Source organism: Pseudoalteromonas sp. Isolate6, from assembly GCF_022398435.1.
Taxonomy (GTDB): domain Bacteria; phylum Pseudomonadota; class Gammaproteobacteria; order Enterobacterales; family Alteromonadaceae; genus Pseudoalteromonas; species Pseudoalteromonas galatheae.
In genome coordinates, this window is the sequence record NZ_JAKEVK010000098.1 from 1 (window position 1) to 16,288 (window position 16,288).

The following is a 16,288-nucleotide window of genomic DNA, read 5'->3' on the forward strand; positions in this document are numbered from 1 at the left end:
ATAATATTTGTTCAACTCCTGAAATAGGATGTAAATAAAACAATTAAAACCATAACAAGTCTGATGGGGAAATCCGATGTCAACTCTAAACAAGTCAGCACTCACCATCGCTGTATTGACTGCTTTATCGTCTTCTACAGTTACCGCTGCTACGTACGATCAATATAACTTTGAAAACAAACCTTCTTTACAAAGCCAACATCCCGATTTAAGAAACAAACAGACAAGGAAATCTACTCAAAACGTCGTTACATGGTTAGTAAAATTAAATACACCTTCAATTGCAGAACAAAACTTGGCTGGCGTTGCCGCTCAAAATGCGATATCAAGTATTCAGCAGTCTCAGCAAAGCGTTGAAGCTGCAATTGCTTCAGTAAGTCAATCGCTGCAGGTTGTCGCCAAAACATCCAAACTCTCAAATGCTATTGTTGTTAATGGCGAAGAATCTGAAGTTCACAAACTTCTTGCAAATCCGCAAGTCGATTCTGTATTACCAGTATATGATTACAAACTGACCGTAGCTGATAGTGCAGACTACATAAAAGCAACTCCTTTAGTAGCTTCAGGGGAAGCGACAGGCGAGGGCGTTCGTGTTGCAGTACTTGATACCGGTATTGACTACACACACAAAGCTTTTGGTGGCGCAGGTACAGCCGCTGCTTATGAGGCTGCAGCAAGTAATCCAGCCGATACACCCGCTTGGCCACAAGGCTCAGTTCTGGGTGGATATGACTTCATCAATAACGATCCCGATCCGATTGATGCTGGCACTAACCATGGTACACACGTTTCTCATTCAGTAACGGGGATCGCACCAAATGTAGAGTTATTTGTTTATTCAGTTTGTGATAATGATAGCTGCCCGGGTTTAGCGCAGCTTCTAGCATTAGAGTCTGCAATGGATCCAAATGGCGATGGCGATATTTCTGACCGCGTCGACGTCGTAAACATGTCACTAGGCGGAGACTTTGGTGATAACCGCGCAGGTGCCGTTCAAGAACTGATTGATAAAGCGGTTATGCTTGGCACTAACGTTGTTATTTCAGCGGGTAATGATGGCCCAACACCATTTATCGTTGGTGGTCCAAGTACAACTGACAATGCACTATCAGTAGGTGCAATGGAACACTCTGTCATTAAAGGTCAACAGATTTTAGCAACATTAATGGGAGAAACAATTGAAGCAGGTGCGGCAAGCTTCAACCCAGAAGGCTTTGATGAGTTTGAGTTCGACAGCACAACCACACCACTGGCGTTCGTAGAAACAGAAAAAAACGACAAAGGAGAGGCAACCTCTGTTGCTTGTGATCCTTTTGCAGACGATGTGGATTTTACAGGCAAAGCAGTCCTTGTTGACCGAGGAGCCTGTAATTTCACTCAGAAAGTGCTAAATGCCCAAGCGAAAGGCGCTAAACTAGTGATGATAATCAACAATGTCGAGGGTGGTGGCCCAACCGAGCCTGGCGGAAGTGCTCCTGGCATTGAAATACCAACAATTGGTTTAAGCTACAGTCAAGGTAAGGCACTAAAAGAACAACTATTGGCGGGAAACAATGTTGCCTATAATGTAAGCGCCACAGTCATCCTTAAAGAAGGCATGATTGCATCATTTACCTCTCGCGGACCTTCAATTAGTGGTCGCTTAAAACCAGAAATCACAGCCCCGGGCGTTAGCATTATGACTGCACACCCAGGTCTTGGTGATGGACTCACACCGGCAAGCGGCACATCATTCTCAGGCCCTATTACAGCCGGTGCCATGAGTATGCTTAAGGAGGCATTGCCTAACCGCAATGGCTTTGAGTTAAAAGCGACATTAATGAATTCCGCAAACTTAGATGTAACCGTTGAACCTCGTTCGCAAAACCCAAATGCAGCGCTTGCACCAATCAGTTATATAGGCTCTGGACTTGTAGATGTAGAAAAAGCAGCGAACCTGCCTGTTGCAGCTTGGGCTGAAGATACGATGCAAGCGGCGCTGTCATTTGGCTTGGTTTCACTATCAGAAACCTCATCTATCACCAAAAAGGTAGTCGTTAAAAACTTCTCGAATCAAGAGCAGACCTATACTCTAGCTTATGAGCAGCGTTTTGCCGATGATGCTGAGCGCGGCGCGCTTAGTATGACTTATCCTGAGTCGATAACGATTCCAGCAGGACAAACCATTTCGTTTGAAGTTACGGCAACCATAGATCCTTCTAAACTGCCTGAGTGGACATTAAACTCTGCTAACATGGCATTCTTGGATGCTACACACGACCTTACAACATTAGAGCTTGATGGCGCATTGAACTTCATGTCTGGCGACGAAAAAGCGCTGCACTTGGTTTATCATGTACTACCTAAGGCTGCCGCTAACGCACAAGTCATGCCTGTAGTTGATGATAAGGGCGCTAGACACGTATTAACCAATACTGGTGCCGCTACATTAGAGCCGTTTTTTGCTCCAACTGTTGCTAAAGATGAAGCTGGCGATAGTGAACGCTTGGATATAATTGGTGCATCAGTGGAAACGCTTTCAGTTCCTGCAAGTGTCTGTGAGAGTGGTTATATGCTGTTTACTACTATGATTACTAATCAGCCTATAATTCACACTTATCAGGGCGGCTTTATGGCCGACTTTGATTTACCAGCAAAAGGCGAAACTTCTCCAGATGGTAATTATGATGTAACAGTTCAAAACGGTAAACGAGAGTGGTTTGGCAACTTCTTGTCTGGTAGTGCTATTACATTCACTCACCCGTATGGCTCAGCAAGCGGTTCAATTACGAATATTCATTTTGCATCAGGTAATAATTTCGTCACTATGAGCAGTTGTGCCGGCGCATTTGGTCTTACGGCCGAGCAAGTCGCGACTGGAGTTGAAGCGAAAATTCGTTTCCGCACAGAAGAGGAAACCTGGACACCAATCCCTTCTAACTCATTAGATGAAGCTTTCGCAAATAGCTTTATGATAAAAGCACCAGCGATGGAAGCAGCTACAACTGAAGCGGAAGGCTTAGCGATGTTAGTTGATGATGCTGGTAATGAGGTAACAGAGCTAGCTCCTGGCGAATCAGCAAACTTAACTTTCTCCGACCATGACTTCATGATGCTATCAAGTAATGGAGCGGTGCCTGTTGTTGTCTCTCCATCAGAAGAGTCTAAGAAAGCACCAATCATTACCGCAGATCAGGCATTCTCTGTCGAGGAAAATACTGCGGTAGACACTGTTATTGGACAGCTAGAGGTTGAATACGCATCTGACTTTGCAAACCCGGTTTCCGAGTTTATTGTTATTGCTTCTTCTTCATCAGCAATCACAGTTAATTCATCGGGAGAGGTCATTGTCGCCAATAGCGAGCAACTAGACTTTGATTCAGGACTAGAAAGCGTTGAGCTTGAGGTTGTGGCGACTGATACCGGTGGTAATGTATCTGAACCTACGAAAATTATGGTCGAGGTAACAAACTTAATGGATGAAGAGTCAGAACAGCCGACTCCAGATCCAACGCCGACACCGGCACCATCAAACTCTTCAAGTGGTTCACTATTTTGGTTACTACTAGCGGCACCACTGGCGTTGCTACGTAGAAGAAAATAACCCACTACTCTTTGTAATCAAGTAATCAAATGGCGGGCATTATGCTCGCCATTTTTGTTTACTCTCACCTTATTCGTTGTTTCGGATCAAATTGTTCCTAGTTATAGCTGCTAAGCTACTATCAACTCAATCAAGGAGCAAAGAGATGAAAGCAGCGTTAGTGCACCAATTTAAACAACCGTTAGAAATTCAAGAAATTGAGAAACCGCAACTTACTCACGGGTCGGTCATCGTTGAAATAGCCGCCTGTGGTGTTTGTCACACTGACTTACACGCCTGCCATGGCGATTGGCCAGTTAAGCCTAAATTACCACTTGTGCCTGGTCACGAAGGTGTGGGTACAATTATCGAAAAAGCTGACGATGTTAAACACCTAGCCGTTGGTGATAGAGTCGGTGTACCTTGGCTACATAGCGCCTGTGGTCATTGTGAACACTGCCTCAAAGGCGACGAAAACTTATGTCCGGAGCAGTTAAATAGCGGCTATTCCGTCGATGGTGGTTACGCACAGTACTGTAAAGCCGATGCCAACTATGTGGTAAAAATCCCTGAAGGCTTATCATTTGTCGATGCAGCACCTCTGTTCTGCGCGGGCGTCACCACCTACAAAGCACTCAAAGTATCAAAAGCGAAACCTGGTGATTGGGTCGCCATTATTGGAGTCGGTGGCCTTGGCCACTTAGCAGTTCAATACGCCAAAGCGATGGGGCTGAATGTGGTTGCGGTTGACACTGGCGAATCAAAATTAGCACTGGCAAAAGATCTTGGTGCCGATTTATGTATCGACTTCAAACACAGCGATCCCGCGGAGTGGATGCAAAATAAACTAGGGGGCGTCCAAGCCGTAGTTTGTACTGCGGTCTCGAAGCCTGCATTTACCACATCATTTAACAGCGTGAAGCGAGGCGGTACATGCGTACTCGTTGGTTTACCACCAGAAGAAATGCCTATTCCCATTTTTGATACTGTGCTTAAAGGTATTAGTGTGGTTGGCAGCATCGTTGGTACCCGCCAAGATCTCGCTGAATGCTTGCAGTTTGCCGCTGAGGGCAAGGTAAAGGCCATTATTGAAACCAAACCACTTGAGCAAATAAATCATGTATTTGACGATATGCTCAATAGTGATATTAACGGCAGAGTCGTACTTACCTTCGACTAAGCCTATCAAACAGCCAAAACTTGGAATAACAACGGCTAGAGAACAAGTTGTTATTCTGAGCTCTGGTTAACTATACTTTACGTATTCGAGTCCAAAATCGTTGAATACATGGCAGCTAGTCAAAGCAACATACTCCACCCAAGTCAGTCGTTTAGCTTTAAGTACTTCTACCATATATCAGCGCTCTCCATGCTGCTGTTTTTTCTTTCTGTAGTGTTCACATTTTTGGCATTCATCAATAAAGAAGCGCAAGAGCAAGAAATAGAAAGAAATTTTAATCTTGTTCGATTATCCCAAGAGTTAAGACTCAGCTCAGATCAACTCACCATGATGGCTCGGGCTTATGCCGCCACAGGCAACTCTAAGTTTAAACAATTTTTCGATGAGATCTTAACGATCCGTAGCGGCACTTCCCCCCGCCCTAAGCATTTGCACCGCGTCTATTGGGATATGTTGCTGGTCAAAGAAGGTCAAGCACCATTTGAAAAAGAAGCACCAAAAGCGCTGCTGACATTATTATTAGAAAACGGAGTTTCTACGGATGAATTAACTATGTTGCGAAGTGCAGAGGATAAAAGTGAAGCACTCGTGTTACTTGAGCGTGAAGCCTTTGAACTCGTAGCTGCAGGGAAAAATCAGCAGGCCCTCAAGGTTTTGTACAGCGAGGCTTACCTACAAAGTAAAGTACAAATAATGACCCATATCAATGCTTTTTTAGAACGCAGAGAACAGGATTTCAGCTCACTCCTTGCAAGCAGCAATAAAAAGGTAAAGTCTTATTATGGCGCTGCGTTTGTTTGTTTTATCTTGCTATTGCTTAGTCTCATCGCGTTGTACAACTCTCGTTCGGCCATCCGTAAAAGTATTATTGATTATCTAAATACAGAGGTAAAAAGCCAAACTGAAGAGTTAATCGAAAAAAACAAAGCACTTAATAACGCGATTAGTGAACTCAGCGAGACTCAAAAACGCCTGATAAACGCTGAAAAGTCAGCAACGCTGGTGCGATTGATCCCGGGGCTTGCCCATGAGATTAACACACCGATTGGCGTCGCTATGACAGCTTCAAGTAACCAGCTCTTGCTTGTTGAAGGGGTAAGACAAAGGGTCAATAAAAATGAAATCGCCAAGTCTGCTTTATTACATTCGATAGAAAATATCGAGAGTTGTGCCAAGCTCGTCGTCAATAGTACAGAGCGAATAACTGGTATTATCGACAAGCTCAAAATAATCACCAATACTGGATTTGAAGGAGAGGTAAAGCCTGTTTACTTACAGCCACTTATCACACGATGTGTGAGTGAGCTTGCCAATCAACACCCACACATTGATATCACCCTAGACATACCTGAGGCACTTGCTATCACCGCGCCTGAAAGGTTGTTACAGCAGGTTTTCCAACCTGTGATTGAAAACGTATTTTACCACGCCTTTACTGATAACTCAGTACAAAGCCCGTGCGTGATTATATCGGCTCAGGCCTCAAAGCTTGGATATACGATTAAAGTCACCGACAACGGCGGAGGTATTCCACATGAAATCAAAGATACAATATTTGATCCCTTTGTCGTCGGTAATCGCACACAAAAAGGCTTGGGCTTAGGGCTAAGTGTTGCGCTCGCTATTGTCACTCAGTATTTTAATGGTGCAATTGAATGTGAGACAGAGTCTAATTCCGGAACATGCATTATTATCAAGTTGCCGAGCTAGTCGCGCTAACGAACCCAGCCGATACTTAACAACACTCGAGTACCCGCTTCTACTTTTGAAACAGAATGCTCTGATTTATCGGGTCTAAAAAGTTTGATGCGACTGCTGCTATAAAGCGGCGCTTTACACTTAAATTCACCTCCTGACTTCGCCCGCTTTAAAACTATATTTAGCCTGAAATGTTTCCCTGAAACGACTTTATCGGTATGCAGTGGTACTTCGCATCCGGTCGGAAACTTCAGTAAATACATATCAAACTTAACTGGCCACATCGCGGTTGCTAGTAACATTTTTTGATAACCCGACTGTTGCCTGCCAAGTTGCCAGCGAAAATACTTTGGTTTACTTTCCATAAATACACACTTTAAGCTTCATTATTATTGCGGCAATGCTTTTTATATAGAATACAAAGGAACAACGCACTGCCACTCTTCCTGAGAAATAGACTACACCGCAAGGTTAAAGCACCCGCTGTTAACGTTCTCAAAGCAAGCGCCGAGTCCGAAAATTCAACACGAATATCACTCATAGAGGCATTGTTTTCACCAGGTGGGACGATAATTGGCCCTTCTGAGTGACTAATGCGTGACTCAGATTGTTACACCTATTCAAGCTTAAAAGCTATGACTGTGACTCCCCATCAACCTCAAACGACAAATAAACCGTAAAGAACAAGCACCACTAAAACCAGCGCAAAACCCATTCGGATCCGCTTGAGTATGGTTTCATCATTCAGTGTTTTAAAAATCACACCTCCTAATGCCAGCCACATTGTGTCGACCACTATCGCCACCACGTAGCACACGCTAGCGGCAAGTAACGTAGCAACTAGATTTGAGCCTGCAGGCACCGAAGCAGTCGCAAAAATAGCGATGCAAGCCGCGTAGGCTTTGGGGTTAAGGAGGTTAAGAATAAACCCATCTTTAAAGCTAGGTAACTGTGCGCCAGTATTACCAAGCGCCGAGTTGTTTGCTGCAATTTTATAGGCGACATAAATTAAGTAGGCCGCTGCAAGCCACTTTAGCACAAGCGTCACCTGAGGCTGACTTACCAGCAATCCAGCCACTCCCGTAGCCGCACAGATCACTGCTACTAACAATCCCGCCAAAATACCAGCTAAGAACGGGAAACCTTTTTTCACACCTTGGCTGGCGCCAGCTGCCGCAAGTGCAAGTGGCGCGGGTCCGGGGGAGCCAAGTAACACCGCGGTTGTGATTGCCACAGAAAGTAAAGCTTCAAACATCATCTTATCCTTATGATTTTTTATATTACGAGTTCGCTTGATAGATACCACAGACGTAGCCAGGCGACTGGCACACCTTCACGACCAAGCAATAACTCGGGAGTTTTCTTATATTGAGAATAAGGCTCTTGGGAACAGAGCCTTTAATTTAGTGGGCGTTACGCCTCTGGGACGCGAACAAAGCCTTCCATTAGCACGCGAGCGCTGCGGCTCATAACGGCTTTTTTAGCTTGCCAACGGCCAGACTCTTTTAGTGCTTGCGCGCCAACCTTTAAGGTGCCTGACGGATGTCCAAAGGTTACGGAGTTAAGATCACCGCCACCAGCGGCTTCGTTAACTAGGGTGCCAGGAATTGCCGCCGCGGTTGCTATCGCCACAGCGGCTGTGCCCATCATCGCATGGTGCAGTTTACCCATAGATAAGGCACGAACGTTTAAGTCGATGGTATTGGCTTCCACCGCTTTACCGCTCGATGCTGCATAAGATTTAGCTGGTGCAACAAAAGCAATCTTTGGGGTATGTTGGCGAACTTTCGCTTCGTCAATATGACCTATTAAACCCATTTTAACTGCGCCATAAGCACGGATCTTTTCAAATCGCTCTAGTGCAGCGGAGTCTCCATTAATCGCTTCTTGTAACTCTGTACCTTCATAACCTAAATCGGAAGCACGGAAGAAAAGCGTTGGGATCCCGGCACTTATCATGGTCACTTCAAAAGTGCCTTCATCAGGCACAGTTAACGTATCGACGAGGTTGCCCGACGGAAACATATCAACGTCTGGGTCGCTTGGATCCATAAACTCAACCACCACTTCTGCTGCTGGGAAAGTTACGCCATCCAGTTCAAAGTCGCCCGTCTCTTGCACTTCTCCATTGCTGATAGGAACATGCGCCACTATGGTTTTGCTAATATTCGCCTGCCAGATTTTAACGACAGCAACACCGTTCTCTGGCACTTTATTCGCGTCGACTAAGCCGTTGCTGATTGCAAATGACCCCACCGCAGCCGTTAAATTGCCACAGTTTCCGCTCCAATCAATAAATGGTTTGTCGATAGAAACCTGACCAAAAAGATAATTCACGTCATGGTCGGCTTTGTCGCTTTTACTTAAAATCACGGTTTTGCTGGTACTGGAAGTTGCACCGCCCATGCCATCGGTATGTTTACCATAAGGATCTGGGCTGCCAATCACACGTAACAGCAAGTTATCTCGCGCTTCACCCGGTTGCTGCGCGTACTCGGGTAAATCGGTTAAATTAAAGAACACCCCTTTAGAGGTGCCGCCACGCATATAAGTGGCGGGAATTTTAATTTGTGGCTTAAATTGATTCATGGTTATACGCCTTCCGCTTCGAGGAAGTCTTGAGCAAAGCGTTGTAACACGCCACCTGCAGAGTAAATAGATACTTCTTCAAAGGTATCTAATCGACAAGTCACAGGCACCTCTACACGCTCACCACTTTGACGATTAATCACAAGAGTTAAAGTAGCACCTGGTGCTGGTTCACCCTCAACATCATAGGTTTCTGTACCATCGAGTTCAAGCGTTTTACGGGTAGTGCCCGCTTTAAACTCAAGCGGTAGTACACCCATACCGATTAAGTTAGTGCGGTGAATACGCTCAAAGCCTTCTGCTGCGATAACTTCAACTCCAGCCAAACGCACACCTTTTGCAGCCCAGTCACGAGACGAACCTTGACCGTAATCTGCGCCAGCAACGATGATCAGCGGTTGCTTACGCTCCATGTAGGTTTCGATGGCTTCCCACATTCTGGTGACTTTGCCTTCAGGCTCAACACGCGCCAGTGACCCTTGTACCACTTCACCGTTTTCCACCACCATTTCGTTTAACAGTTTAGGGTTAGCAAATGTCGCACGCTGCGCCGTTAAGTGATCACCTCGGTGTGTGGCGTATGAGTTGAAATCTTCCTCTGGTAAACCCATCTTGGCCAGATATTCACCCGCCGCACTACTTGCCAAAATCGCATTCGATGGCGATAAATGATCCGTCGTGATGTTGTCGCCTAAAATCGCTAATGGACGCATGCCTTTCATGGTACGCTCGCTCGCGAGTGCCCCTTCCCAATATGGAGGGCGACGAATATAAGTACTCGTTGGACGCCACTGATAAAGTGGGTCGTTGTCTTCACCATAGTCTACCGTGAGGTCAAACATTGGCTCATAAACGGCGCGGAACTGCTCTGGTTTTACGCTCTCTTTGATCACCGCATCGATTTCTTCATCGCTTGGCCAGATATCTTTAAGTGTGACCGGATTACCTTCTTGGTCGCGACCAAGTACACCATTTTCAATATCAAAACGCACGGTGCCTGCAATTGCATAAGCTACAACTAGTGGCGGTGACGCTAAAAAGGCTTGTTTTGCATAAGGGTGAATTCGACCGTCAAAATTACGGTTACCCGATAACACTGCCGTTGAGTATAAATCGCGGTCAATCACTTCTTGTTGAATTTTCGGATCAAGTGCGCCACTCATGCCATTACAAGTCGTACAAGCAAAAGCAACGACACCAAAACCGAGCTGCTCAAGTTCAGGTAGGAGCTTTGCCTCTTCCATATAAGAACGTACTGCTTTTGACCCCGGTGCAAAAGACGTTTTCACCCAAGGTTTGCGGGCAAGTCCTAATTTATTGGCATTACGTGCCAGTAAGCCTGCGGCAACTACATTGCGTGGATTACTGGTATTCGTACAGCTGGTGATAGCAGCGATGATCACCGCACCATCTGGCATCAAACCATCTTGTGGCGCTTCAATCTCTTTGACGATACCTTGATTGGCAAGATCGTTAGTTGCAACGCGGCGATGCGGATTTGAAGGGCCTGCAATATTACGCGTCACCGTCGACAAATCGAACTTAAGTACACGCTCGTACTGTACGTTTTGTAAAGAATCAGCCCAAAGTCCTGTCAGCTTAGCGTATTTCTCCACCAGCTTTATTTGCTCGTCATCACGGCCTGTGAGCTTCAAATAATCAATGGTTTGCTCATCGATGTAGAACATGGCCGCGGTTGCGCCATACTCTGGTGTCATGTTTGAAATTGTCGCACGGTCACCTAAATTTAGGTCTTGCGTACCTTCACCAAAGAATTCTAAGTAGCTAGAAACGACGCGCTCTTTACGTAAAAACTCAGTGATCGCCAGTACGATATCTGTTGCGGTGATCCCTGGTTGGCGTTTGCCAATGATTTCAACCCCAACAATATCCGGTAGTCGCATGTAAGACGCACGGCCAAGCATTACGCTTTCTGCTTCAAGGCCACCCACACCAACGGCAATAACGCCAAGTGCATCTACGTGTGGCGTGTGGCTGTCGGTGCCAACAAGCGTATCTGGGAAGGCAACACCGTCGCGCGCTTGAATAACTGGCGACATTTTTTCCAAATTGATTTGGTGCAAAATACCGTTGCCTGGCGGGATCACATCAACGTTTTTAAATGCCGTTTTGGTCCAGTTGATAAAGTGAAAACGGTCGTCATTTCGACGGTCTTCAATCGCGCGGTTTTTCTCAAATGCATCTTCTTCATAACCGGCGTGCTCTACAGCCAAGCTGTGATCGACAATCAGTTGAGTCGGTACGACTGGATTGACTTTAGCCGGATCGCCACCTTTTTCAGCGATAGCATCACGTAAACCCGCAAGGTCGACTAGCGCAGTTTGACCCAAAATATCATGGCAAACCACGCGAGCAGGAAACCACGGGAAGTCCAAATCGCGACGACGCTCGATGATCTGTTCAAGGTAATCATTGAGTTTTTCAGGCTCAGCGCGGCGTACTAAGTTTTCAGCAAGGACGCGTGAGGTATAAGGTAAAGTCTCGTAGCTACCAGGTTTGATAGCTTCTACCGCTTCTTTTGTATCGTAATAGTAAAGCTCAGAATCAGGTAAACGTTTACGGAATTGAGTATTCATAACAACTTCCAACAATCGGTGACGGAGAACAGGCGGCCATGGCGACCGCCAGAATAGATTCGAACAGTGTTCGATTAACGCTCAGAAATGGCAGGAACTGGGCGTAGCTCCTCGCCGGTGTATTCCGCCGATGGACGAATGATACGGTTATCTGCGCGCTGCTCCATAACGTGTGCAGCCCAACCTGTTAAGCGTGACATAACGAAGATTGGGGTAAACAATTTAGTCGGGATCTTCATGAAGTTATAGGCTGATGCATGGAAGAAATCGGCATTACAGAATAGTTTTTTCTCGCGCCACATAACTTCTTCACAGCGTACAGATACAGGGTAAAGTACTGTGTCACCCACATCTGCTGCTAGCTTTTCAGACCAGCGTTTGATGATTTCGTTACGAGGGTCCGACTCTGAATAGATAGCGTGACCAAAGCCCATGATCTTTTCTTTACGCTCAAGCATGCCCATCATTTCTTGCTCTGCGTGATCCGCAGATTCAAAGCGCTCAATCATTTCCATTGCTGCTTCGTTTGCACCACCATGAAGTGGGCCACGTAGAGAACCAATCGCACCAGTAATACAAGAATGCATATCAGAAAGCGTTGACGCACAAACACGCGCTGTAAAGGTTGATGCGTTAAACTCATGCTCTGCATAAAGGATAAGTGATACATGCATCACACGCTCATGTAGCTCACTTGGTTTTTCACCATGCAATAAGTGTAAGAAATGTGCACCGATTGAATCGTCATCCGTCTCCACATCAATACGAACGCCATCATGGCTAAAGCGATACCAATAACAAATAATGCTTGGGAAGCTTGCTAACATACGATCGGTTACTTTACCTTGTTCATCAAAGCTTGCTTCACCTTCAAGGTTGCCAAGCATTGAACAACCCGTACGTAATACGTCCATTGGGTGTGCATCAGCAGGAATACGTTCTAATACTTCTTTTAACGCCTGAGGTAAACCGCGCATTGCTTTTAGCTCGCTTTTATAAGCGTCTAGTTCAGCTTGATTTGGTAAGTTACCTTTAAGGATAAGGTGAGCCACCTCTTCAAACTGACAATTTTCAGCTAGATCCTTTACATCGTAGCCGCGATAAGTCAAACCTGAGCCCGACTTACCTACCGTTGAGAGTGCTGTTTTTCCTGCCACTTGACCACGAAGGCCCGCGCCACTTAGTACTTTAGCCATATTATTGTCTCCTGAATTTTTTACCTGCTGGGTATTGATATTTTGTGCTGCTGAGCAACCCTCAACAGCTTTAATTTTTTACTTATTTTTACCTTCGGCGAATAATGCATCGAGCTTTTGCTCATAATCGTGATAGCCAAGGTAATCATACAAATCCATACGAGTTTGCATGGTATCGAGTACCGCTTTCTGATCACCGTTTTCTAAGATAGATTGATATACCAGCTCCGCCGCTTTGTTCATCGCTCTGAACGCACTCAATGGGTAAAGCACCATGTCTACGCCCCACTCACCCAGCTCAGCTTTGTTCCAAAGTTCTGTTTTACCAAACTCAGTGATATTCGCGAGGATGGGCACATCAAGTGCTTCGCTAAATGCACGATAGTGTTCTTCAGTTTGTACCGCTTCTGCAAAAATTCCATCAGCGCCCGCCGCAGCATAGGCTTTCGCACGCTCAATCGCCGCTTCTAGTCCTTCTTGTGCGAACGAATCTGTTCTTGCCATAATGAAAAAGTCAGGGTCGGTGCGCGCATCGATTGCTGCTTTAATACGGTCAACCATTTCTTCTGTTGACACGATTTCTTTATTTGGACGGTGACCACAACGCTTTTGCGCTACTTGATCTTCCATATGTACCGCAGCTGCACCTGCTTTTTCCATATCTCGGATGGTTTTTGCAATGTTAAATGCGCCGCCCCATCCAGTATCAATGTCGACCATTAAAGGTAGATCACAAGCCGAGGTAATGCGACTTACATCTGCAATTACATCATTTAGAGATGTCATTCCTAAGTCAGGTAAACCATAAGATGCATTAGCGACGCCACCACCAGAAAGATAGATAGCTTGATGGCCGATTTTCTTTGCCATCATCGCGCTATATGCGTTGATAGTGCCTACGATTTGAAGCGGTTTATTGGCTTTTAATGCTTCACGAAATTTTTTTCCTGCGCTCATGATGGTGCTCTCTCTTAAAAGTGTGATTGATTGCTTGCTAACTTGGTTGCGATATTATTTTTAGAATATTGAATATGTCGACGCATCAGTATTTCTGCCAGTTCTGGGTCGCGATTACTGATCGCACGGACGATATGTTTATGCTCGTCAAATGCCGTAGTGACGCGGGGGCCGGCCATCCCTAACTGCACGCGATACATACGTACCAAGTGGTACAGTCCATTGACTAGCATTGAGATAAGGCTCGCATTTTTACTGCCAAGAATAATGCGGTAATGAAAATCGAGATCACCCGCTTCTTGATAATAAGAATGTTGATTTTTGACTTCGTCGAATTGACTCGACAACAAACCTTCTAAGTCTTGAATTTCACTGTCAGTCATGTTTTGTGCTGCAAGCCTTGCCGCCATCCCTTCTAGTGCTTCACGGATCTGATAAAGCTCCATTAACCCTTCCGGTGTGAGAGTAACAACCCGCGCCCCTACATTGGCTTTACGTTCAACTAAGTGACATGACTCCAAGCGATTAATTGCCTCGCGAACAACCGCTCTGCTGACCTCATACTTTGTCGACAATTCCATTTCGCTGAGCTTAGAACCTGCCGCTATTTCCCCTTCTACAATTTCCTTACGCATACGAAAGAATGCTTTATCAGAAGAAGTAACCGCTTGCTCGTCAAAAAAGCTCATCATTAGTTAGCCAGTCTTAGTAATTTAAGTTGTAGACAATATAGTGCTGGTTGACGCGCACGTCAACCAGCCAGACCGTAAATTGTCGACAATTTTCAATATAAGCAGTATTCACCATATTTATAGCTTGTGGCAAATAATCAGCCTCATGTATTTGTCTCGTTACGGTATCAGGAAAGGATTAATTGCATCGCTTAAAAATCATGCATATTATGAAGATACCTTTACTTTAGCCTGAAGATTGCGATGCGGTGTTTTCAAATAGTAATGCTTACTCTGTTGCTAATAAGCGGTTTAGCGCAGGCGAACACCTATACCGTATTGGTCTATCACGGTGCTAACCCTCCTTACTATTTTGAAGAGCAGGGAAAGCCCAAAGGTATTTTTGTCGACATTTTTCAAGAATTGGCAAAACTGACTTCACACCAATTTGAGTTTATGCCGCTCTCTGTCGCCAGAGGACAGCGCTATTTCGACCAAGGAAAAATAGATATTGAACCTGGGATCAACAAAGCGTGGCGGGCCGAAGCAGACGTCCCAGGGATTTACAGCATCGACTATGCCTTCTCAACAGAAGTGTTGCTTGGATATCAATCTCGCTGTGTGGGCAAGCATAAGCCTGAGCAGTTTTACGGCGCATTGGTCGGCAAAGTAAGAGGATATCGTTACGATAATTTTGAAGCGCACTTAGGCGAAGACAAAATAGTAGTTTATGAAAATGTATCTGAGAAAGAACTGCTCGCACAGCTTGAACATGATCGTTTAGACTACATCATGATTGGTTCGGTGACAGCAGACTACTATATTTCACAACAACCAAAGTATCGCAAATTTCAGTCTTGCTATGAAATAAGCCGATTACCCGTACATATGCGCTTGCAGCCTCATCTAACTGAGTTACAAACGGAAATAAATATCGCTTTGCGACGAATGGTTAATGACGGAAAAATAAAATCCATCTATGCTAAATATAGATTAACGCATTAACGTGTGGAGTTGTTTAGTAATGACGAATGCTGTTGTTGGACGTCTACTACTGTTTATATTGCTGATTAGCCCGTTGCCATTACAGGCAAAATTACAGGTTGTTACGGAACTTTCTCCACCCAATCAAACCATAGAAAACCATCAAGTTGCAGGCTCAAGTACCGATCTGGTCAAAGCGATTTTAAAAGCGGCTGAACTCGAGGGACAGTTTTCAATTTACCCTTGGGCTCGAGCTTTTAAATTAGCACAGCATGACAAATATACCTTGATTTATAGCATCGCAAAGACCCCTGCGAGAGAAGACAGCTTTCATTGGATTGGCCCTGTTGCCGTGTTTCATTTGGGGTTTGTTACCAATCGCTATCGTGAGGACATAAAAATTCAATCACTTGAGGATGCCAAACAATACAAAATAGCAGTTCAGCGTGGTGATATCGCCGAAGGCACACTTAAAACACTTGGGTTTAACTTTGTTCAAACCAGCGACATCGAAAAGTCATATGAGTTACTCGTTGCAAATCGCGTTGATTTAGTGATTGATGACCCACGTTATATCAAAACCATGGCCATAGAGCTTAACCTCCCTGCCGACCACTTTACCTTTTTATACGATGTGGAAGCACTCTCGGTAAAAGGTTACCTTGCAACGAACAACCAGTTACCAGCCGACATTGTCGAACGATTACGTATTGCGTTTGCGAAAGTAAGTAAAACAGAAACTTATCGTAAGGTACTGGAGCTCTAGCTAATAACAATTGCTTTAATTCAAAATTCTCCCATGTATCTTGGTTTGTATGGGTAGTACTTATACCAATTGAATTAATTCTCTAATC

12 protein-coding genes are annotated in these 16,288 nt (G+C 45.1%); 5 read left to right on the top strand and 7 right to left on the bottom strand.

Features of this window, described 5'->3' with window-relative positions; all coding sequences use genetic code 11:
- Window positions 1-76: 76 nt before the first annotated feature.
- The 3 genes from L1D50_RS13790 to L1D50_RS13800 all read left to right on the top strand — a co-directional run bounded on the left by L1D50_RS13790 (window position 77) and on the right by L1D50_RS13800 (window position 6,452).
- Window positions 77-3,583, top strand: coding sequence for a S8 family serine peptidase (locus L1D50_RS13790; RefSeq protein WP_138523434.1), 3,507 nt, complete (start codon window positions 77-79; stop codon window positions 3,581-3,583).
- 145 nt (window positions 3,584-3,728) lie between these two features.
- Complete coding sequence (gene adhP / locus L1D50_RS13795) at window positions 3,729-4,742, top strand: alcohol dehydrogenase AdhP (RefSeq protein ID WP_128727533.1); 1,014 nt, start codon at window positions 3,729-3,731, stop codon at window positions 4,740-4,742.
- Between the two features lie 108 nt (window positions 4,743-4,850).
- Window positions 4,851-6,452, top strand: coding sequence for a HAMP domain-containing sensor histidine kinase (locus L1D50_RS13800; protein WP_128727534.1), 1,602 nt, complete (start codon window positions 4,851-4,853; stop codon window positions 6,450-6,452).
- Window positions 6,453-6,457: 5 nt separating this feature from the next.
- On the opposite strand, the gene L1D50_RS13805 is transcribed toward L1D50_RS13800, so the two are convergent.
- The 7 genes from L1D50_RS13805 to L1D50_RS13835 all read right to left on the bottom strand — a co-directional run bounded on the left by L1D50_RS13805 (window position 6,458) and on the right by L1D50_RS13835 (window position 14,468).
- Window positions 6,458-6,805, bottom strand: coding sequence for a 2OG-Fe(II) oxygenase (locus tag L1D50_RS13805; protein WP_128727535.1), 348 nt, complete (start codon window positions 6,803-6,805; stop codon window positions 6,458-6,460).
- A 293-nt stretch (window positions 6,806-7,098) separates the two neighbouring features.
- Entirely contained in the window at window positions 7,099-7,695 is a 597-nt protein-coding gene (locus L1D50_RS13810; RefSeq protein WP_128727551.1) for a LysE family transporter, read from the bottom strand.
- 158 nt (window positions 7,696-7,853) lie between these two features.
- The gene (gene prpF, locus L1D50_RS13815) at window positions 7,854-9,029 is read right to left on the bottom strand and encodes a 2-methylaconitate cis-trans isomerase PrpF (protein ID WP_138523436.1); all 1,176 of its coding nucleotides are present in this window, start codon (window positions 9,027-9,029) and stop codon (window positions 7,854-7,856) included.
- A 2-nt stretch (window positions 9,030-9,031) separates the two neighbouring features.
- Window positions 9,032-11,626, bottom strand: coding sequence for a Fe/S-dependent 2-methylisocitrate dehydratase AcnD (gene acnD / locus L1D50_RS13820; protein WP_138523438.1), 2,595 nt, complete (start codon window positions 11,624-11,626; stop codon window positions 9,032-9,034).
- Between the two features lie 74 nt (window positions 11,627-11,700).
- Window positions 11,701-12,822, bottom strand: a complete 1,122-nt coding sequence (gene prpC, locus L1D50_RS13825) for a 2-methylcitrate synthase (RefSeq protein ID WP_128727538.1) — start codon at window positions 12,820-12,822, stop codon at window positions 11,701-11,703.
- Between the two features lie 78 nt (window positions 12,823-12,900).
- Window positions 12,901-13,779 (bottom strand): methylisocitrate lyase, encoded by an 879-nt coding sequence (gene prpB, locus L1D50_RS13830; protein ID WP_239966237.1) that lies wholly within the window; start codon window positions 13,777-13,779, stop codon window positions 12,901-12,903.
- A 14-nt stretch (window positions 13,780-13,793) separates the two neighbouring features.
- On the bottom strand, window positions 13,794-14,468 hold the full coding sequence (locus L1D50_RS13835) for a GntR family transcriptional regulator (RefSeq protein ID WP_193554574.1): 675 nt from the start codon (window positions 14,466-14,468) through the stop codon (window positions 13,794-13,796).
- Window positions 14,469-14,735: 267 nt separating this feature from the next.
- On the opposite strand from L1D50_RS13835, the gene L1D50_RS13840 reads away from it, so the two are divergent.
- Both L1D50_RS13840 and L1D50_RS13845 read left to right on the top strand, forming a co-directional pair.
- The gene (locus L1D50_RS13840) at window positions 14,736-15,455 is read left to right on the top strand and encodes a transporter substrate-binding domain-containing protein (protein WP_138523442.1); all 720 of its coding nucleotides are present in this window, start codon (window positions 14,736-14,738) and stop codon (window positions 15,453-15,455) included.
- 19 nt (window positions 15,456-15,474) lie between these two features.
- Window positions 15,475-16,200 carry a transporter substrate-binding domain-containing protein gene (locus L1D50_RS13845; protein WP_128727542.1) on the top strand — a complete coding sequence of 242 codons (726 nt, stop codon included), beginning with the start codon at window positions 15,475-15,477 and terminating at the stop codon, window positions 16,198-16,200.
- Window positions 16,201-16,288: the final 88 nt, after the last annotated feature.